We start from the raw sequence: 17,722 nt of genomic DNA on the forward strand, positions 1-17,722 counted from the left end.
TAAAATGATACCAATTTTTATATTGTCAAACAGAGCATTCACTGGTAAGAACTTTTTTGCTCTTGGCTTAGCTTTAACTCTAAAAGAAAGGGGCTATAAGATAGGCTATATAAGACCTCTCGGACGAATTCCCTTCAAGAAAGGAGAAGAGATATTTGATGAGGAAGCTGTTTTTATAAAAGAAATCCTTGGATTAGAGGAACCTTTAAGTATAATCTCTCCCTTTGTCTTCACCTATGATACGCAATACAGGCTTCTTGAGGGTTCTGATTTAAAAGTTAAAGAAAAAGTTATTAATTCCTTTGGCAACCTGAACAATAAAGATTTTGTGATTGTCGTTGGTCCGAATAATATATTTGAAGGATTTACCCTTGGTATTGATGCCATAAGTCTTGTAAACGAAACGAATGGAAAGGTCATTGCTATACAACACTGGGATAGTGAACTTGCAATGGATGACATCTTTGGCATCAGACAGTTAACAAAGGATAAATTCATAGGTGCCGTCATAAACAAAATTCCTCCAGAACAGTTTCACCATGTAAAAGAAAAAGTAATGCCCTTCATTGAGGGAAAAGGTATCAGAGTGCTTGGGGCTTTTAAAAAAGATAAGTTTCTTGAAGCCGTTACAGTAAGAAGACTTATGGAAGCCATAAATGGAGGTCTTGTTTGCTGCGAAGACAAACTTGATGAATTTGTTGAAAATCTATCAATTGGTGCAATGGATACTGAAACCGCCCTTTCCTATTTTCTCAGAATTCCAAATAAAGCTGTGATAACGGGAATACACAGAACAGACATTCAGATAGTGGCAATGGAGACATCTACCAAATGTCTAATTCTTACAGGCGGTATGCATGTTAATGAGACAGTAACAGGGATTGCCAAGGCAAAGGGAATTCCTATAATAGTGACAGCTCTTGATACCTTCTCTGCTGTGGATAGAATGGAAAAGCTCATGGGCAAGGCAGTTATAAGAGAAAAGGAAAAAACATTAAAGGCAAAAGAAGTAGTAAGCTCTGACTTTGACTTGGAGGAATTTTTAAGAAGGACAAAAAATGACAGAAATTGAAAAAATTCTTCTTGATAAAGCCAATATTCTTGTTGAAGCCCTTCCATACATAAGAAAGTTCTACGGCAAGATATTTGTAATCAAATATGGTGGTGCTGCCCAAAAGGAACTTCCTCTCAAAGACGCTTTTGCCAAGGATATTGTCTTATTAAATTTCATAGGAATTAAACCAATTGTGGTTCACGGTGGAGGGCCAAAGATAACAGAAACAATGAAAAGACTTGGTAAAGAACCACATTTTATAAACGGCCATAGAGTAACTGACAGGGAAACTATGGAAGTAGTTGAAATGGTTCTGGGAGGAATAATAAACAAAGAGATTGTTCAGTTAATTAATGCTCACGGTGGTAAAGCTGTTGGTTTAACTGGAAAAGATGGAAATCTTTTACGAACAACGAAAAAAACAATGAAAATAAAAGAACAGGAGACAGACCTTGGATTCGTGGGAGAGATAGAGCAAGTTTCAACAGATATATTGGAAACTTTACAGAGAGACAGCTTTATTCCCGTAGTTGCTCCAATAGGTTTTGATAAAAATGGCAACAGTTATAACATAAATGCTGATACTGTTGCATCAAGTATTGCCGTTGCCGTAGGAGCGGAAAAGTTAATTCTTCTAACTGATGTAAAAGGTATATCCGATGAAACGGGAAATCACATACCAACTCTGAAAGTAGAAGAAGCTCTAAAACTAATAGGCGAAAATATAATATCTGGCGGTATGATTCCCAAAGTCCATGCTTGCTTAAATGCTTTAACAGGTGGAGTAAGAAAAACGCACATAATTGATGGTAGAATCCCCCACAGCCTTATTCTTGAAATTTTCACAAAGAAAGGAATAGGCACAGAGATTGTCCTTTAATGTCCTCCGTTAGATTATTAATTCAGTATGCTCCTCTAAACATAGGCAGTGTATTAAAACTATCACGGGAGGACTCCAAATATTTATTCAATGTTTTGAGAATGAAGAATGGAGAATTAATTGAGGTAACCGATGGAAAAGGTAGTTCTTTCCTTGCAGAGCTTGTTAACATTCAACATTTAAAAATACTTGAAAAAGTTCAATCTTTATCGGAAAACTCCTTTTCATTATTTTTATGTCAAGCTTTACTGAAAGGAGACAAGATGGATATGGTCGTGCAAAAAGCTACCGAGTTGGGTGTAAGAAAAATAATCCCTTTTTTTAGTGAAAGGTCTATTTTGAAGGATACACGTAAAGTAGACAGATGGCAAAAAATTGCAAAAGAAGCAACAGAACAGTCTGGAAGAAGTTTAATACCAGAGATAAGCAAGGTTCAGTCTTATAAAAATCTAATAGAAAACACAGAAAATGGAATTGTTTTTTGGGAAGGTAGTAAGGAAAATTTTATAAACATTTTCAATTATATTGATATTAGTAGCTCCCTATCCTTATTCATCGGACCAGAGGGAGGTTTCACAAAGGAGGAGATTAAAATAGCTGAGGATAAAGGATTAAAAATAGCCTCTTTAGGTAAGAGAATCCTAAGGGCTGAGACTTCAGCTATTGCTGCCTTAGCTATTGTTAATTTCTTAATGGAGAATTATGCTATAATTAAAAAATGACAGCGAAGGAAAAGGCTTTAAGAATCGCCAGATTACTTGATGAAAAAAAAGCCACTGATATAAAAATTCTCGAACTCAAAGACCTTACCATAATAACTGACTACTTTGTTATATGTTCTGGTGAAAGCACGACCCAGGTAAAAGCCCTTTCGGAACATGTTGAACAAAAAATGGAAGAAGAAGGTATCAGACCTCTTGGTATAGAGGGTTACATATATGCACACTGGGTTTTATTAGATTATGGAGATGTAATTGTTCACATATTTTTAGACGAGCAGCGTTATTATTATGACCTTGAAAGATTATGGCTTGATGCACCTCGAGTTTCTTATTTAGAGTTTTCCGAAGCAAAAATGAAATAAATTCTAACTCTTCTCCTTCAGAAAAAGTATACCCTTTTCAAAATTTTTTATGTTATAATTTTGCACTCATTTTTTAGGAGGGGTGTTATGAAAAGGAGAATTTTACGAGGAGTTTTGATTTTTCTTGTTTTACTCAGTTTTTCTTCGGAAATTTATGCTATTGAAAATGAAGTGGGTGCTTCATTTAGGTTAAGGCAGGAAATCTGGGACAATGTGGTTTCTCTTGGAACAGCCAGAGATGCACAGCCTGACAGGAATTTTTTTAGATTTAGAGTTCAACTGTGGGACAATCTAAAGTTTAATAATAACTTAGGAGCATATCTTAGAATTACGACAGAACCTAAGTATTTTTCTGGCCCTTACAGGTTACCACTTGATTACAATGGTAAGGAATTCACAAATAGAAAAAGATTTGACCAAGACGAAATAGTAATTGACAATCTCTACATTGACATCAAAAAACCCTTTGATTTGCCATTAAATTTCCGCTTTGGAAGACAAGATTTTCTTGGTAAAGACATGTACGGTGAGGGTTTTTTAATTCTTGATGGTACACCCGGAGATGGTTCAAGAACTTTCTATTTCAACGCTTTGAAAGCCTCAGTATTAATAGCTGAAGGGCACTCTGTGGACATTGTGTACGTATCAGACCCTAAGACAGACCAGTATTTACCAAGCATACATCCAGCCTATTATGACAGAGAAGACCGTGGGCGACTCTATATAGACCATAAAAAAAGACTTACTGCTTCTAATGAGAGAGGGTTTTGGATTTACGGAAGACACAAAATTGTGGAATGGCTAAATTTAGAGCCCTATTATATTTACAAGAAAGAAAAAGAATATATAGGCATTGCTGAAAAATATATAAACACTTTTGGTATGAGAGCAGTCTTTAAAATAAGCGATTTCTCTCTGCGAGGCGAGCTTGCAAAACAAACAGGAAAGGATGAGACAAATGATAAAAAAATCAGAGGACTTGGAGGATATATTTTTGCAGGATATGACTTTAAAAACTGTCCTTTAACACCAACTCTTGAGGCTGGTTATGTTTATTTGTCAGGTGATAATCAAGAAACCAAAAACAAAGACGAAGGTTTCAATCCTCTATTCTCAAGAGCTCCCCAGTGGAATGAACTATTGATATACACTTTAGTTCCTGAGACATCTGGAAACGGTGGCCCAATTCCAGGCTACTGGACAAATATAAAGGCAATTGTAACAAAGCTCAAATTAAATCCCCTAAAAGACTTCGGTATTACCCTCTCATACCAACATTTCTGGGCTGATGAGAGAACAAATATTACCAAAGGTACATATAAAGATATGTTTTCAAATAACGGTAAAAACAGGGGAGACCTGTGGGCAATTATTGGAAATTACAAGTTCAACAAAAATCTTGATGGAATGCTTCAGATTGAATACTTTGAGCCTGGAAATTTTTACTCGGACAAAACCAAAAGTGCTGCTTTTATAAGATGGCAACTTCAGTATAGGCTGTAATCAGTACAAAATTTAGAAAGGAGGGATGAAGCCATCCCTCCGTCAAAATCATATTAAATAATTTATGTCACTATGGCACAAAACAAAATCATATTTTAATGGGTCTTCGGGCTCAATTTGCCTTAGGTATTCGGTAATCTCTATTGCTGCCTTTAAATTCTGACTGTTTCTGTCTGTAAAACCCCATCTCTTTGAAACCCTCCATATATGCACATCAAGAGGTATTATAAGTTCAGCTGGCTTAATTATCTTCCATATTCCGAAATCGACATCTCTATTTCTCACCATCCATCTTAAGAAAAGATTAATTCTTTTGCATGGACTTCCTTTTGCCGGATGGGGTAAGAAATGTAAAAGCCCCTTAGTTTTTATATCTCTGCCATAAATTGGCGTTAAGTCTACTTTTAAAGCGATATTTATAAAATTTGTAATTTTAGAGACTGTCTCAGGATATTTTCTGTTAAATTGGCCATTAAAATTGGCAATATTAAAATAATACTCCAGTGAATTTGACGGTGAATTTCTAAGCATCATTTTAAGGATAAACATATAAGCAACAATATCATAGACAGAGCTAAACCTGTATTTTATTGTTAATTTCTTTATTAGATTTTTAGGCTTAAACTCTAAGATAAAATCGGAGGGATTACTTCCCATTATACCGAATAGCTTCTCCAGAAAATTGCAAAAACAATTAATATTTCCGTAAGCAAATGAAGAGGATAGGATGGCTGAAATTTCGATATCAAGGGGATATGAGAATTTTTTGGGAAACTTTATAGGGTCATTCTGTAAAGCTCGTCCAAAATCAAAGGAGTTATATAATCTTTCTAAACTCTCTCTTATCTTTTCCATCCTATATTTTTGATAATTTCTAATTCTTTATGCAATAATAAATTTTTAAACTATCAACTCTTTAAAATTTAAAACGCGATGATTTTTAAATAAAAAAGGAGGAAGCCATGGGAATGACAATAGCTGAAAAAATTCTTGCTGAACATGCAGGTAAAAAGGAAGTAAGCCCAGGAGAGATAATAAATGCAAAAGTAGATATTGTTTTGGCAAATGATATTACTGCTCCTATTGCAATAAAGGAGTTTGAAAAAATTGGAGTAAAAGAAGTTTTTGACAGAAATCGTATAGCCCTTGTTCCTGACCATTTCACTCCGCAAAAAGACATAAAGGCAGCGGAACAATGCAAGATGTTAAAAGATTTTGCCCGGAAATATGAGATAACCAACTACTTTGAAATTGGTCGAGTTGGCATTGAACATGCTCTTTTGCCAGAGGAAGGCATTGTGTTGCCAGGAGACCTGGTTATTGGTGCAGACAGCCATACATGTACCTACGGTGCTTTGGGGGCTTTTGCAACAGGCGTTGGCTCAACGGATGCGGCAATTGCAATGGCAACAGGTGAATGCTGGTTTAAAGTTCCCGAGTCAATGAAATTTATATACTACGGAAAGCTAAAAAAATGGGTTGGTGGTAAAGATTTAATACTGTATACCATTGGAGATATAGGTGTTGATGGAGCTTCTTACATGGCAATGGAGTTTACAGGTGAGGCAATTGACAGTATGCCAATGAGCGGAAGATTCAGTATGTGCAACATGGCAATTGAAGCTGGTGCAAAGACAGGCATAATTGTGCCAGATAAAATTACAGAGGATTACGTAAGGCAAAGGGCTAAAAGGCCTTATAAAATCTTTACTTCCGATTTAGATGCTAAATATTACGAAATAAGAGAATACGACTGTTCAAAAATTCCTCCTGTTGTGGCCTGTCCTCATCTCCCATCAAATGTAAAGCCCGCTGAAGAGCTGACAAACATAAAGATTGACCAAGTGGTTATTGGTTCGTGCACAAACGGAAGGCTTGAAGACCTAAGAGAAGCTGCTGAGGTGCTTAAAGGTAGAAAAGTCCATTCTGAAGTTAGAATGATAGTAATCCCAGCTACTCAAAAAATATACATGGAAGCTTTAAAGGAAGGTTTGATTGAAATATTTATAGAAGCGCAGGCAGTTGTATCTCCTCCCACATGTGGTCCTTGCCTTGGAGGACATATGGGAATTCTCGCAAAGGGAGAAAGAGCAATAGCTACAACTAATAGAAACTTTGTAGGTAGAATGGGTCATCCTGAAAGTGAAGTTTATCTGAGTAATCCAGCCGTTGCTGCAGCAAGTGGAGTGCTTGGCAGAATAGGAACGCCGGAAGAGTTAGGTTTGTAAATTTTTTAGAATATTTTTTTCAATTTTAAACATTTCTCTTGCTTGGCTTTTTGAACCTTCGTGGTCGTAGCCAAGCAGATGAAGTATACCATGAACAAGGAGTCTTTGCATCTCCTCCCAAAAAGTTGCTCCGTATTGCTTAGACTGTAGTAATGCTTTCTCTGGACAAATTAAGAGTTCTCCTAAATATACTTCTTCCATTAGAAAATGATTTTCTAAATAAGGGAAAGAGAGAACATCGGTGATATATTTTTTACCTCTGTATCTATAATTAATTTCTCTCATTCTTTTTCCTCCAATTAAAACAACTGATACTATAATCTTTTTACTCAGTATAGCCTTGTTTCTCTCTGTTATTGTGGTATTTCCCAAAAGTTGAATTATTTTTTTTGCTGTTGTGGTCAATCTTCTCTTTGAGATTTTTATTTTTCTCTGCCTGTTTGTTAATTCTATCTCTATCTTCAATCTTTCTTCTCTGTCTCTGGATAAGGAATTCTTTTATGAAAAATTCCTGTAAGCACATGCTCAAATCGCTTTTTAATTTCAATTAAATCTTTCAAGGTTATCTCACAATCATCAAGTTGACCGTCCAGAAAAATATTTTTGATTATTTTATCTATCAGATTTGAAATTCTTGCTGGCGTTGGTTCATCGAGAGTTCTTGCAGAGGCTTCAATAGCGTCTGCAAGCATTATAAGAGCAGCGAGTTTTGTCTGAGGTTTTGGTCCTGGATAGCGATAATCGATTTCAGACGGTGGAGACTCTTGTTCTTTCAAAGCTTTTTGATAAAAATAGGTTACAAGAGAAGTTCCGTGATGTTGCTGAATAACATCCTTAATTATTTCGGGGAGATTGTATTCCTGGGCAAGTTCGACACCGTCTTTTACGTGGGATATTATTATCATGCTGCTTAGATGGGGATTGAGTTTTTCGTGCTTGCTAATACAGCCTGACTGATTTTCAATGAAGTATTCAGGCATTCTTATCTTTCCAATATCATGATAATAGGCAGCTACTTTTGCGAGCAGAGGACTTACGCCAACAACTTCAGCAGCAGACTCAGCAAGACTTCCCACTATCATACTGTGATGATATGTTCCAGGGGCTTCTAATGAGAGTTGTTTCATTAAGGGGTGGTCTATATCAAGAAGCTCTATTAGACTAAGAGGTGTGGCGATTTTAAACAACTTTTCTACGACAGGAAGAAATAGAAAACAGAGAGCCGACACTGAAAAACCGTTAATCAAAGAAAAAACAGCCAAAAAATAAAAGGACTCAAAGGTAATCTCTTCGTTAATAAATAAAATTGACAAGGAAGATACGAGAGTGAGAATTACGATGTAACTTCCCGCGTTTATTATGTCGCTCCTTTTCTTTACCCTTATGAGACTAAAAGCTGCAATAAGGCAGGTAATAAAAACAAATAATGGGAAAAGGGATATTTTTATCCATATACCTATCATCAAGCTGAGTATAAGAGAAAAGGTAATGGCTGTATGAAAATCAAAAATCATTACTACAATGACAGCACCTATTGCTAATGGTATGCCAAAGTAGTGAATAAAAAAGTTTTCAATATTTAATCCCTTTGAGAAAATCGAAAAAAAATGTTCAAACAGTCTGGCTGAAACTAAGTTAAATATAAAAAGACTTCCAAGAAGAGCAAGCATTTTTTTCTTTTTAAGGTAAGCTGGCTTATACCTTTGCAAGTCCCTGTAAAAAAAGACAAGAAGAATAAACACTAAAATTAAACTGCCCACAAAAGACATGAAACCTCTTTTGTAATCATTAAGAAGTAGAGAAATTATAAATGATAACAGAACTATAGAGTAAAGAATATCCCTTTCAATAAATTTCTTTATTTGTTTGCCATTTTGAGTGGGCTTAAATTTATCTATAAACTTTCTTAGATAGCTTCTGTTTGGCGTTAGAGGTTTAAGTGGTTGACTGTCTTTCGTGCTTTTCATAGGCTTTTATAATCTCCTGAACAAGTCTATGTCTAACCACATCTTTTTCGCTAAAATTTATAATTTTTATCCCTTCGATATCTTTTAAAATTCTTAATGCCTCTACCAATCCTGAAACTTTTTGAGGTGGCAGGTCTATCTGGGTGATATCACCTGTTATTACTGTCTTTGAACCAAAACCAAGCCTTGTTAAATACATTTTCATCTGTTCGGTCGTTGTATTTTGTGCTTCATCAAGAATGATGAAGGCATCATTAAGTGTTCTACCTCTCATAAAAGCAAGAGGTGCAATCTCTATGGCACCCTTTTCTATGAGTTTAGAGGCTCTGTCAAGGTCGAGCATATCGTATAAAGCGTCATAAAGAGGTCTCAGATAGGGGCTTACTTTTTCCTCAATCGCACCTGGAAGAAATCCCAGTTTTTCACCTGCCTCTACAGCTGGTCTTACAAGAACAATCCTTGACACTATTCTACTAAGCAGAAAATGAATAGCCATTGCCATGGCCAGATAAGTTTTACCTGTACCTGCAGGTCCTATGCCAAAGACTATATCATACTTTAATATTGCTTCCATATATTCTTTTTGAGTTTCCGTCTTAGGAATAATAACTCTTTTACGAGAGGGAATAGGAATACCACCCTTGAAAAGTCCTAATATTGACACAGGTCTGCCTTCTTTTAAACCTTGAAGAGAATGCATAACATCTTCAGGTTTGATTATATAGCCCTCTTTGTTTACAAGCCTTATATCTTCGATTATTTTCTCTGCTTGTTCTATGTCTCTTTCGTCTTCGCCTTGAATAATTAATTTATTACCTCTTACGCTAAGGGTGACATTTAGAACATCTTCAATTAATTTGAATATCTTATCTAAGCCACCATGAAGAAAAGGATACTCCCTTTCCTCATTTAGTTCTATTATGCGTGCTATTTTTTACCTCCTGTAGAAGCAATATTGACTTTAACTATAAAATTCTCAATTCCCTTAGCATTGAGTTCTTCCGAGAGTTTCTTTGCCTGCAAAAATCTATCAAATCGCCCTACCCTTACCTTATATAAGTCCTCTTTTGAGAGAAATGATTTATAGCCAGCATTTTCAAGCTTTTCTTGAACTGTTTTAGTATTCGAAATATCCGAAAAAGCACCCACCTGAACTGTATAAAAACTTCTCTTACCTGGCAGAGATTTTTGTGGAGACTTTCTTAAAGCTGAAGTTTGTAATTTTTTTAATCCTTTTTCGGTAGATTTCCTTCTCTCTAAATTCTTAGTCTCTGCTTTTTCTTCTTTTTCTGACTGGTCTGTTTTAGTAATTTTCTCCTTCTCGGTGGCCTGTTTTTCTATGTTTTTTCCCTCTTGTTTAGGAATTTGAGTTTTTTGTTCCTCCGATGGAGATTCTTGCTTTTTTGCAAAAGCCGTATCTACTGTCTGCGGTAATACAGTCTTCTCTGCTTCATTGACTCTTTTTATCTCTATTTCTTTTACTGGTGTTGTTATGTAGCCAATTGTATATCCTATCACAATACCTACAAAGGCAATAGCTGTGAGAATTAATATAAAAACTCTCTTATTAATCACCAGTAACTCATCTCCTTTTTGTTTCATATGATTAACATAGCATCGCCATAGGAAAAAAATCTATATTTTTTTTCTATGGCTTCTTCATATGCTTTCTTTACGTGACGAGACTGACAAAAGGCATATACAAGAGCAAGAGGAGTAGATTTGGGTAGATGGAAATTGGTGATAAGTGCATCAATTACTTTGAATTCATAGCCAGGATAAATAAAAATATCTGTGCATCCTCTAACAATGCTTTTATCTGAGCCAGTATCTTCGAACTTTCCAGAAGCATAACCTTCAAGGGCTCTTGTGGTAGTTGTTCCCACTGAAAAAATCCTTTTACCTTGGGCTTTAGCTTTTAAAATGTCCTCAAATAATCCTCTTTCGATTTCAAAGTATTCCGAATCCATTTTATGTTTTTCAATCTCTTCTGATTTAATCATTTTAAAAGTACCTACACCCACATGAAGAGTTATAGCCTTTATGAAAACTCCTTTTTTTGAAATTCTCTCAAGGAGCTTCTCTGTAAAATGTAGTCCTGCAGTAGGTGCTGCAATAGAACCGTTTTTCTGCGCATATACTGTTTGATATGTCTCTCTGTCTTCGTCCACAGGCTTTCTTTTAATGTAAGGTGGAAGAGGCATTAGGCCTTTTTCAAGAATGAAATTCTTTGCAGAGTGTGAATCCAAGTCAATAAATACAAGCTCTTTGCTGTTTGAGTTTTTTCTTATAAGGCATTTTATTTCATGTACTAATACTACTCCCTCATAATCACCTTTTGTCATTATCTCCCATCTGCTTTCTTCTGCCTTATTCTCTTTGATAAGTAAAATTTCTATTTTTCCTCCCGTTGGTTTTCTGCCAATCAATCTTGCAGGAATAACTTTTGTGTTATTGATTATCAAAAAATCTCCCTCATTAAGATAATCTGTAATCTCGAAAAAAAGTCTATGTTCTATCTGACCCGTTTCTCTATGCAACACAAGAAGTTTAGCCTTATCTCTATCTTTAAGGGGTTGCTGTGCAATTAGAGATGCAGGAAGGTTATAGTTAAGCTCAGTTATTTTCATTTATCTTACTTAACTCTGTTCCTGAATAAAAGTATTGAAGAATCTCTCTGTAATTTTTACCCTCCTGAGCCATCTGAAAAGCACACCACTGACACATCCCTACGCCATGGCCGTATCCATGACCTTCAAAAACAACTCCATCCTCTTCAAATCTGATATCGGTGACCATTGTGCTTGGAAGTAAAGACCACTTAAGCAGTTTTCTTAATTCCGTTGCTTTTATTGTTTTGCTATTCTGTCCATTGAGGAATTTTATCTCTTTCACTCTACCTGTATTTGTGTGGCTTACAATTTCTACTTTAGAAATTTTTTCCATTGAAAGAGCTTTTTGAAGTATCTCTAAAGATATCTTTTTTTCCCAAACAGTATAAGGTGAGGGCGTAAAAGGAACTTCTACGGCCTTTAGATAAGGATAGTCTCTTCCAAAAACTTCCTTAGGTTCTTCTGTTTTACCTACGCTGCAGGCATGATAAAAAGCCATGATAGGCTCTTTATTGTAAGTTAATATTTCTCCTTGTGTGTCTTTTACGGCTCTCTCAATTTCATCGTTTCCCGCTTCACCCTTATAAACCTGATGAAAAACAGAGGAAGTGACGTCATAAAAATTTTTATCTCTGTTTCTTATTATATGGGCAACAGCATAAGTCCTTGCTAAAACAGCCTGAGCTTTTAAAGCTTCAATGGGCCAATTAATTCCAACTTCTGAAGCAACAACACCTTTCACATATTCTTCGAGACTTACAACATTTATCAAAAAGTATCCTTCATCACCTTTCCACAGCTCTATTTCTCCCTGATAGGCTGCTCCGCTTACTATTGCCTTGGCAGACACTTTTTTTATTCTCTCAAGGTTGTTTGAGTTCGGTCTGTTTTCTCCAAGAAGCACTCTTATAAAGTTCGTTTCATTTTTATTCTGAGAGTAACTCACATTAAAGCTCAACAATACTGCCACTAAAAAAATTAAGATTTTGATGATTTTCATCGTCTGTGAAATAGATAAAATATCAAACTTAAAATTATACTAATAAGAATTGAAGTGCCGATAGGCAGATAGAGCGTGAAATTTTTTCTTTCAATCACTATGTCACCAGGAAGCTTTCCAATAAAAGGAATTTTTCCTGCAAAAGTTATTAAAACTCCTATGATAATTATTAAAGCTCCAATTAAAATTAGCAGTTTGCCTATTTCACTCATACTCTATTTGCCTCAAATATCTTTCCGCCTCTGAGTATATACAGCCACAGTATTTTTGCCTGAATAGTTCTAACTCCCTTGCCTTATTCATTCCCTTTTTAAATCCTTCTCTAAAATCTTCTGTTAAAAAACTAATACCATACTTGAATGCAAGCTCTTTGCCTATTTTTAATATTTTATCAAACTTCTGATAGGGACTTACCAGCAAAGTAGTTGTAAATAATTCTATATTTAGCTCTTTTGATTTTTTTGCGGTTCTTTCGAGTCTTAACTGATAACAAATTTGGCATCTTTCCTTTTCTTTTCCCATAACCATTCTTAAAAATTTATAAAATTCTCTGTAGTCTTGGTCATAAACAACTGTAAGCTTCATCAAATTTTCAAGTTTATTAACAGATTCAAGTCTATTTTTGTACTCCGAGTAAGGATGAATATTAGGATTATGCCAATAGAGAACTATTTCAAATCCTCTTTTCTGTAGAATTTCAACGGGATATAAAGCACAGTTGCTGCAACATGTGTGTATTAGTATTTTCATAATTAGAAAAGTTTTTCCGGTATTCTTTTTTTAAGAACCTCATAGGCAAGACGGGTTGCTACCCTTCCCCTTGAAGTTCTCTCAATAAAGCCCTCTTGCATCAAATAGGGTTCATAAACATCTTCAATCGTATCTTTGTCCTCTCTAAGAGAAGCAGCTATTGATTCAATACCTGCAGGACCACCATTAAATTTATCTATTATGGTAAGAAGAATTTTTCTGTCCATGTCATCAAGTCCGTAATCATCAACGTCCATAGCAAGCAGGGCTTCTTTTGCTATATTTATGTCAACTATTTCTTTTTCATTCACCTGTGCGAAATCCCTAATCCTCTTGAGAAGTCTGTTTGCTATTCTTGGCGTTCCTCTTGAACGTCTTGCAATTTCGCTTGCCGCTTCTTCAGTAATTGATATTCCGAGGATATTTGAAGACCTTTTTATAATTTCAGAAAGCTCTTCTGGCGTATAAAACTCCAATCTAAAAACTACACCAAATCTATCTCTCAACGGAGAAGTAATTAGTCCAGTCCTTGTTGTTGCTCCTATAAGAGTAAACCTCGGAAGATTAATCTTGATTGAACGGGCAGAAGGTCCCTGTCCTACAATTATATCAAGAGTGAAATCTTCCATTGCCGGATATAAAATCTCCTCAACCATTCTTGGTAGTCTGTGAATTTCATCAATGAATAGTATATCTCTGTCTGTTAAATTTGTAAGTATTGCTGCCACATCTCCAGCCCGTTCAAGCACAGGGCCAGAGGTGCTTTTAATGTTTACACCGAGCTCATTGGCTATTACCGTTGCAAGAGTTGTTTTGCCAAGCCCAGGGGGGCCACAGAACAAAACATGGTCGAGAGGCTCACCCCTCATAATTGCTGCTTTCACAAAAACTTCGATATTTTCTTTAATCTTTTTCTGGCCAATAAAATCTTTGAGCGTTCTTGGTCTAAGAGTTATATCAAGTAACTCATTATTCTGCATGTTTACTCGACAAGATAACTAAGCATTCTTTAATAATAGAAGCTTCATCTTTGTTTTTATCATAAATTTTTTCTAAAGCTTCCTTGACTTCGGTTTTTTTGTATCCAAGATTTATAAGAGCCGAGAGAACATCTTCATATTTCATATCCTTTTCATATTCTAAGATGGGTAAAGCGCCTTTAAGTTCAAGAATAATTCTTTGAGCAGTTTTCTTTCCAATCCCTGGCACTCTGCTTAAAGATTTAACGTCTTCCTTTTCTATAATACTTTGCAACATATTTCTGTCATAAGTTGAAATAATGTTCATAGCTGTTCGAGGACCTATTCCAGAAATCTTAATTAATTCCTCAAAAAGTTCTCTTTCATATAATTCAAGAAAGCCATAAAGCTCTATTGATTCTTCTTTAATACTGACAGAAGTATAAACCTGAACATCTTCTTCTTTCCTTATTTCTTGGGAAACCCTGAAGGGAACTCTTATTGAGAAACCAATACCGCCAACCTCTATTACAAGTCTGTCTGGCTTAACAGTAACTACCTTACCCCTTATAAAATCAAACATTTATTTATTTTAACACTTCCAGGGATTTTTTTGAGTTAATATGACAAATAGCTACAGCCAGCGCATCTGAACAGTCATAGGATATTCTAATGTTAAGAGACAGAAAATTCTTTACCATACTTTTTACCTGAATTTTATGAGCCCTTCCATAACCAGTAAGAGCTTTTTTTATTTCTGTTGAGGAATACTCATATACTTCAAGGCCTTTCTGGGCAGCAATAAGCAATGCTATTGCTCTTGTATAGCTTAATACGAAGGAAGAAGGAATCTGCTTTCCAACAAATGCTTTCTCTAAAGCCATTTCCAGAGGACTATAGCGATCTATTACTTCCGTAAGAGAGTTGTATATAATTTCTAATCTCTGCGGTATTTTAATTGTATGAGAAAGATTAAAAGTGCCAGCTGTTAATAGTTTCATTGTCGTAGAGTCAACTAAGCCATAGCCAAAGTGTCGGCTTCCAGGGTCTATTCCGATTACAATCATTGTCTCATCTTTTTCTTTGTAGCGGGAATTTCAAAGAGTATATCTTCCACAAGTTCACATAATATATGACCTAAAGTTATATGTGTTTCCTGTATTCTCGGTGTTTCCTCCGAAGGAACAGCAAAGGCATAATCTACCCTCGATATAAGTTTTTCTCCTTTCTTACTTGTGAAAGCTATGGTTTTTAGTCCCCTTTTTTTAGAGGCTTCTACGGCTTTGATTACATTTCTTGAAGAACCTGATGTGCTTATGGCTATCGCAATATCACCTTTCTGACCCAATGCCTTTATCTGCTTTGCAAATATTTCGGAATAGTCATAATCATTTGCTATTGCAGTTATCACTGCCATATCAGTATTAAGAGCAATTGCTGGAAGTCCCGGTCTTTCTCTTTTAAAACGATTAACGAACTCTGCTGCTATATGAGAGGCATCGGTAGCACTGCCTCCATTACCAAAAATTAAAACCTTACCTCCCTCACTCAAGGTTTTGGCAATAATCTCCGCTGTTTCTTTAATCAAAGTCAGATTTTCTCTGAAAAACTGCTCTTTTACTTTTATTGAGTTTTCATAGGCTCTTTTGATTTTTTCTTCTATCTCCATCAATCCTCCTCCTTGAAACATGGATAAAGTTTATCATAGGTAACTAAAATGTGTTCTGGGACAACCCTCACATCTTCAAGTATCGTCATAAATCCTACGTCTCCAGCCCAGCGAGGAACTATGTGCCAGTGAAGATGTTCATCAATACTTGCTGAGGCTACAACTCCTATATTAAGACCTACATTAAAACCATCGGGATGCATAACTTTCTTAAGACACTTTATTGATTTTACTGTAAGAATCATGCACTCTGTATGCTCTTCGATTTCTAACTCTTCAAGAGTATGAACATGCCTGTATGGAACAACCATTAAATGTCCTGAACTATATGGATACTTGTTCATTATTACAAAAGCAAGTTTGCCCCTGTATAAAATGAGATTATCCCTGTCATTTTTTCCCTTGGGTTTATCACAAAATATACATCCCTTTTCTTTTTCTCCCAATATGTATTCTATTCTCCATGGAGCCCAAAGAACTTTCATTGTAATCTCCTTAAAGCTTCTTGTGCATCTTCCCAGGTAAGCCATTTATCCTTCCTATTTCTAAGCAAATAGGCAGGATGAAAAGTTGGTACTACAGGAATGTTTTTGTAATAAAAAACATTGCCTCTTATTTTTGAGATAGCCAAATCTTTAATTTTTCCTTTCATGCCCATTAAAACATAGGTAGCCACCTTACCAAGAGTCATAATTACTTTAGGTGAAACAATATCGATTTCGTTTTGTAAGTAGTCAAAACAAAGAGAAACTTCTTCTTCAAAAGGGTCTCTGTTTTCTGGAGGATGGCATTTAACAGTATTTGTTATATATACATCCTGTCTTTTAAATCCCATTTTTTCAATGAGGTTTGTTAATAGTTTACCTGCTTCTCCAACAAATGGACTACCCTGTCTGTCTTCCTCAAATCCAGGAGCTTCTCCTATAAACATAAGTTTTGCCTCTATATTTCCCTCTCCGCACACTGCCTGCGTTCTACCTTTGCTTAAGGAACACTTTTTACAAATTTTGATTTTTTCATTTATTTTTTTTAGCTTATCTTCTTTTTTTGATTCCTTCATTGAATTCAAATTATCTGCTTCATTCAAAAAAGATTCTATAAAACTTGAAGGTAACTCTGTAAAGCCAAGGATTCTGTAGAATTTCAATAAATCATTAAAGCTATCTATCTCTCTCCCCATCTCAATTTATCCCTTAATATCTTAAAATAATCTCTTCCTACGGGAGCTATTATTAAAGTTTTTTCCTCTGCAATAAAACATCTAACTCGGTCATTTTTTTTCAATGCAAATCCTATCTGACCGTCAACTGTTAAAAAAACATCTCTTACTTGCGATGAAATTACTATTTCTATAACAAAATCGTCAGGCAGAACAACAGGTCTTACACTTAGAGTGTGGGGACATATGGGTGTAAATACTATTCCTTTAAGGATTGGATAAAGTATCGGACCGCCGGCAGAAAGATTGTAGGCTGTAGAGCCTGTAGGAGTTGATATTATCACTCCATCCGCTTTTATCGTGGCTACATATTGATTATTTATATAGAGGTCATAATTAGAGATTTTTGCCATAATTCCCTTGCCTATTACGATATCATTTAGACCAATATAGCGGGATAATGTTTTATTATCTCTATAAATCTCAGCTCTGAGCATGCTTCTCTCTTCAATTTCATATTTACCAGAGAATATTTCATTGAGACATTCAATGAGATTTTCTCGAGGAATTTCTGTTATAAAACCCAGATTCCCCATATTTATGCCAATTATGGGAATTTTTCTGCCACCGACAATTCTTGATACGGCAAGCATTGTTCCATCTCCACCCAGTACTATCAAGGCATCGGAGCTGTGTATAGTTTCAATCTCTGAATGACTGAAAGTGGAAAATTCGCCGACAGAGTGGAAAAGATTACATTCACTACCCCTTTCTTTTAGCCAGTCTTGTACTTTAAGGGCATTGTTAATTGCTAAATTATCATTTTCTTTGTACAAAATTGATACATTTTTAAACAT

The 17,722-nt window shown here is 35.5% G+C and carries 22 protein-coding genes; 6 read left to right on the plus strand and 16 right to left on the minus strand.

Going from position 1 to position 17,722, the window contains the following annotated elements:
• Window positions 1–4 precede the first annotated feature (4 nt).
• The 5 genes from ACZ430_RS00895 (at window position 5) to ACZ430_RS00915 (ending at window position 4,521) form a co-directional block, all read left to right on the plus strand.
• On the plus strand, window positions 5–1,072 hold the full coding sequence (locus ACZ430_RS00895; RefSeq protein ID WP_297213700.1) for a DRTGG domain-containing protein: 1,068 nt from the start codon (window positions 5–7) through the stop codon (window positions 1,070–1,072).
• A complete protein-coding gene (argB, locus tag ACZ430_RS00900; protein WP_297213703.1) occupies window positions 1,059–1,934 on the plus strand; it encodes an acetylglutamate kinase in 876 nt (291 codons plus the stop codon). Before ACZ430_RS00895 ends, argB begins: the two co-directional genes overlap by 14 nt.
• Window positions 1,934–2,656 (plus strand): RsmE family RNA methyltransferase, encoded by a 723-nt coding sequence (locus ACZ430_RS00905; protein ID WP_297213706.1) that lies wholly within the window; start codon window positions 1,934–1,936, stop codon window positions 2,654–2,656. The genes argB and ACZ430_RS00905 overlap by 1 nt, the downstream gene beginning before the upstream one ends.
• Window positions 2,653–3,018: a ribosome silencing factor gene (gene rsfS / locus ACZ430_RS00910; protein WP_297213708.1), complete on the plus strand. Its 366-nt coding sequence runs from the start codon at window positions 2,653–2,655 to the stop codon at window positions 3,016–3,018. The genes ACZ430_RS00905 and rsfS overlap by 4 nt, the downstream gene beginning before the upstream one ends.
• 87 nt (window positions 3,019–3,105) lie before the next feature.
• Window positions 3,106–4,521 carry an alginate export family protein gene (locus tag ACZ430_RS00915; RefSeq protein WP_297213713.1) on the plus strand — a complete coding sequence of 472 codons (1,416 nt, stop codon included), beginning with the start codon at window positions 3,106–3,108 and terminating at the stop codon, window positions 4,519–4,521.
• 48 nt (window positions 4,522–4,569) lie between these two features.
• Here the strand turns inward: ACZ430_RS00915 and ACZ430_RS00920 are convergent, their stop codons facing one another.
• The gene (locus ACZ430_RS00920; RefSeq protein ID WP_297213716.1) at window positions 4,570–5,376 is read right to left on the minus strand and encodes a TIGR02757 family protein; all 807 of its coding nucleotides are present in this window, start codon (window positions 5,374–5,376) and stop codon (window positions 4,570–4,572) included.
• Between the two features lie 107 nt (window positions 5,377–5,483).
• On the opposite strand from ACZ430_RS00920, the gene leuC reads away from it, so the two are divergent.
• Window positions 5,484–6,749, plus strand: a complete 1,266-nt coding sequence (leuC, locus tag ACZ430_RS00925; protein ID WP_297213718.1) for a 3-isopropylmalate dehydratase large subunit — start codon at window positions 5,484–5,486, stop codon at window positions 6,747–6,749.
• Here the strand turns inward: leuC and ybeY are convergent.
• The 15 genes from ybeY to ACZ430_RS01000 all read right to left on the minus strand — a co-directional run bounded on the left by ybeY (window position 6,738) and on the right by ACZ430_RS01000 (window position 17,722).
• On the minus strand, window positions 6,738–7,214 hold the full coding sequence (gene ybeY / locus ACZ430_RS00930) for an rRNA maturation RNase YbeY (RefSeq protein ID WP_297213721.1): 477 nt from the start codon (window positions 7,212–7,214) through the stop codon (window positions 6,738–6,740). The genes leuC and ybeY overlap by 12 nt on opposite strands.
• The gene (locus ACZ430_RS00935) at window positions 7,211–8,716 is read right to left on the minus strand and encodes an HD family phosphohydrolase (RefSeq protein ID WP_297213724.1); all 1,506 of its coding nucleotides are present in this window, start codon (window positions 8,714–8,716) and stop codon (window positions 7,211–7,213) included. Before ACZ430_RS00935 ends, ybeY begins: the two co-directional genes overlap by 4 nt.
• On the minus strand, window positions 8,685–9,416 hold the full coding sequence (locus ACZ430_RS00940; protein WP_440871049.1) for a PhoH family protein: 732 nt from the start codon (window positions 9,414–9,416) through the stop codon (window positions 8,685–8,687). The genes ACZ430_RS00935 and ACZ430_RS00940 overlap by 32 nt, the downstream gene beginning before the upstream one ends.
• A 227-nt stretch (window positions 9,417–9,643) precedes the next feature.
• A complete protein-coding gene (locus ACZ430_RS00945) occupies window positions 9,644–10,291 on the minus strand; it encodes an SPOR domain-containing protein (RefSeq protein WP_464910610.1) in 648 nt (215 codons plus the stop codon).
• 23 nt (window positions 10,292–10,314) lie between these two features.
• Entirely contained in the window at window positions 10,315–11,346 is a 1,032-nt protein-coding gene (gene queA, locus ACZ430_RS00950) for a tRNA preQ1(34) S-adenosylmethionine ribosyltransferase-isomerase QueA (protein WP_297213733.1), read from the minus strand.
• Window positions 11,333–12,298 carry a SpoIID/LytB domain-containing protein gene (locus ACZ430_RS00955; RefSeq protein ID WP_297213738.1) on the minus strand — a complete coding sequence of 322 codons (966 nt, stop codon included), beginning with the start codon at window positions 12,296–12,298 and terminating at the stop codon, window positions 11,333–11,335. The genes queA and ACZ430_RS00955 overlap by 14 nt, the downstream gene beginning before the upstream one ends.
• A 26-nt stretch (window positions 12,299–12,324) precedes the next feature.
• A complete protein-coding gene (locus ACZ430_RS00960; RefSeq protein ID WP_297213740.1) occupies window positions 12,325–12,540 on the minus strand; it encodes a DUF2905 domain-containing protein in 216 nt (71 codons plus the stop codon).
• Window positions 12,533–13,078: an epoxyqueuosine reductase QueH gene (locus ACZ430_RS00965; protein ID WP_297213743.1), complete on the minus strand. Its 546-nt coding sequence runs from the start codon at window positions 13,076–13,078 to the stop codon at window positions 12,533–12,535. Before ACZ430_RS00965 ends, ACZ430_RS00960 begins: the two co-directional genes overlap by 8 nt.
• Before the next feature lie 2 nt (window positions 13,079–13,080).
• The gene (gene ruvB, locus ACZ430_RS00970) at window positions 13,081–14,058 is read right to left on the minus strand and encodes a Holliday junction branch migration DNA helicase RuvB (protein ID WP_297213745.1); all 978 of its coding nucleotides are present in this window, start codon (window positions 14,056–14,058) and stop codon (window positions 13,081–13,083) included.
• Window positions 14,048–14,620, minus strand: coding sequence for a Holliday junction branch migration protein RuvA (gene ruvA, locus ACZ430_RS00975; protein WP_297213748.1), 573 nt, complete (start codon window positions 14,618–14,620; stop codon window positions 14,048–14,050). The genes ruvB and ruvA overlap by 11 nt, the downstream gene beginning before the upstream one ends.
• A gap of 4 nt (window positions 14,621–14,624) precedes the next feature.
• The gene (gene ruvC / locus ACZ430_RS00980) at window positions 14,625–15,104 is read right to left on the minus strand and encodes a crossover junction endodeoxyribonuclease RuvC (RefSeq protein ID WP_297213751.1); all 480 of its coding nucleotides are present in this window, start codon (window positions 15,102–15,104) and stop codon (window positions 14,625–14,627) included.
• Window positions 15,101–15,706 (minus strand): D-sedoheptulose-7-phosphate isomerase, encoded by a 606-nt coding sequence (locus tag ACZ430_RS00985; protein ID WP_297213754.1) that lies wholly within the window; start codon window positions 15,704–15,706, stop codon window positions 15,101–15,103. Before ACZ430_RS00985 ends, ruvC begins: the two co-directional genes overlap by 4 nt.
• Window positions 15,706–16,191, minus strand: a complete 486-nt coding sequence (locus ACZ430_RS00990) for an HIT family protein (protein WP_297213757.1) — start codon at window positions 16,189–16,191, stop codon at window positions 15,706–15,708. The genes ACZ430_RS00985 and ACZ430_RS00990 overlap by 1 nt, the downstream gene beginning before the upstream one ends.
• On the minus strand, window positions 16,188–16,886 hold the full coding sequence (locus ACZ430_RS00995; protein WP_297213759.1) for a uracil-DNA glycosylase: 699 nt from the start codon (window positions 16,884–16,886) through the stop codon (window positions 16,188–16,190). Before ACZ430_RS00995 ends, ACZ430_RS00990 begins: the two co-directional genes overlap by 4 nt.
• Window positions 16,871–17,722 carry an NAD(+)/NADH kinase gene (locus ACZ430_RS01000; RefSeq protein WP_297213763.1) on the minus strand — a complete coding sequence of 284 codons (852 nt, stop codon included), beginning with the start codon at window positions 17,720–17,722 and terminating at the stop codon, window positions 16,871–16,873. The genes ACZ430_RS00995 and ACZ430_RS01000 overlap by 16 nt, the downstream gene beginning before the upstream one ends.

This window comes from Thermodesulfovibrio sp. TK500a (assembly GCF_055381765.1).

Bases quoted from the DNA above. Each gene is read 5' to 3' on its own strand.
- ACZ430_RS00995 (WP_297213759.1), bottom strand. From the start codon at position 16,886: ATGGGGAGAGAGATAGATAGCTTTAATGATTTATTGAAATTCTACAGA.
- ruvB (WP_297213745.1), bottom strand. From the start codon at position 14,058: ATGCAGAATAATGAGTTACTTGATATAACTCTTAGACCAAGAACGCTC.
- ACZ430_RS00940 (WP_440871049.1), bottom strand. From the start codon at position 9,416: ATGCATTCTCTTCAAGGTTTAAAAGAAGGCAGACCTGTGTCAATATTA.
- queA (WP_297213733.1), bottom strand. From the start codon at position 11,346: ATGAAAATAACTGAGCTTAACTATAACCTTCCTGCATCTCTAATTGCA.
- ACZ430_RS00935 (WP_297213724.1), bottom strand. From the start codon at position 8,716: ATGAAAAGCACGAAAGACAGTCAACCACTTAAACCTCTAACGCCAAAC.
- rsfS (WP_297213708.1), top strand. From the start codon at position 2,653: ATGACAGCGAAGGAAAAGGCTTTAAGAATCGCCAGATTACTTGATGAA.
- argB (WP_297213703.1), top strand. From the start codon at position 1,059: ATGACAGAAATTGAAAAAATTCTTCTTGATAAAGCCAATATTCTTGTT.
- leuC (WP_297213718.1), top strand. From the start codon at position 5,484: ATGGGAATGACAATAGCTGAAAAAATTCTTGCTGAACATGCAGGTAAA.
- ACZ430_RS00915 (WP_297213713.1), top strand. From the start codon at position 3,106: ATGAAAAGGAGAATTTTACGAGGAGTTTTGATTTTTCTTGTTTTACTC.
- ruvA (WP_297213748.1), bottom strand. From the start codon at position 14,620: ATGTTTGATTTTATAAGGGGTAAGGTAGTTACTGTTAAGCCAGACAGA.
- ACZ430_RS00905 (WP_297213706.1), top strand. From the start codon at position 1,934: ATGTCCTCCGTTAGATTATTAATTCAGTATGCTCCTCTAAACATAGGC.
- ACZ430_RS00965 (WP_297213743.1), bottom strand. From the start codon at position 13,078: ATGAAAATACTAATACACACATGTTGCAGCAACTGTGCTTTATATCCC.
- ACZ430_RS00990 (WP_297213757.1), bottom strand. From the start codon at position 16,191: ATGAAAGTTCTTTGGGCTCCATGGAGAATAGAATACATATTGGGAGAA.
- ACZ430_RS00960 (WP_297213740.1), bottom strand. From the start codon at position 12,540: ATGAGTGAAATAGGCAAACTGCTAATTTTAATTGGAGCTTTAATAATT.
- ruvC (WP_297213751.1), bottom strand. From the start codon at position 15,104: ATGATTGTAATCGGAATAGACCCTGGAAGCCGACACTTTGGCTATGGC.
- ACZ430_RS00920 (WP_297213716.1), bottom strand. From the start codon at position 5,376: ATGGAAAAGATAAGAGAGAGTTTAGAAAGATTATATAACTCCTTTGAT.
- ACZ430_RS00985 (WP_297213754.1), bottom strand. From the start codon at position 15,706: ATGGAGATAGAAGAAAAAATCAAAAGAGCCTATGAAAACTCAATAAAA.
- ACZ430_RS00895 (WP_297213700.1), top strand. From the start codon at position 5: ATGATACCAATTTTTATATTGTCAAACAGAGCATTCACTGGTAAGAAC.
- ACZ430_RS01000 (WP_297213763.1), bottom strand. From the start codon at position 17,722: ATGTTTAAAAATGTATCAATTTTGTACAAAGAAAATGATAATTTAGCA.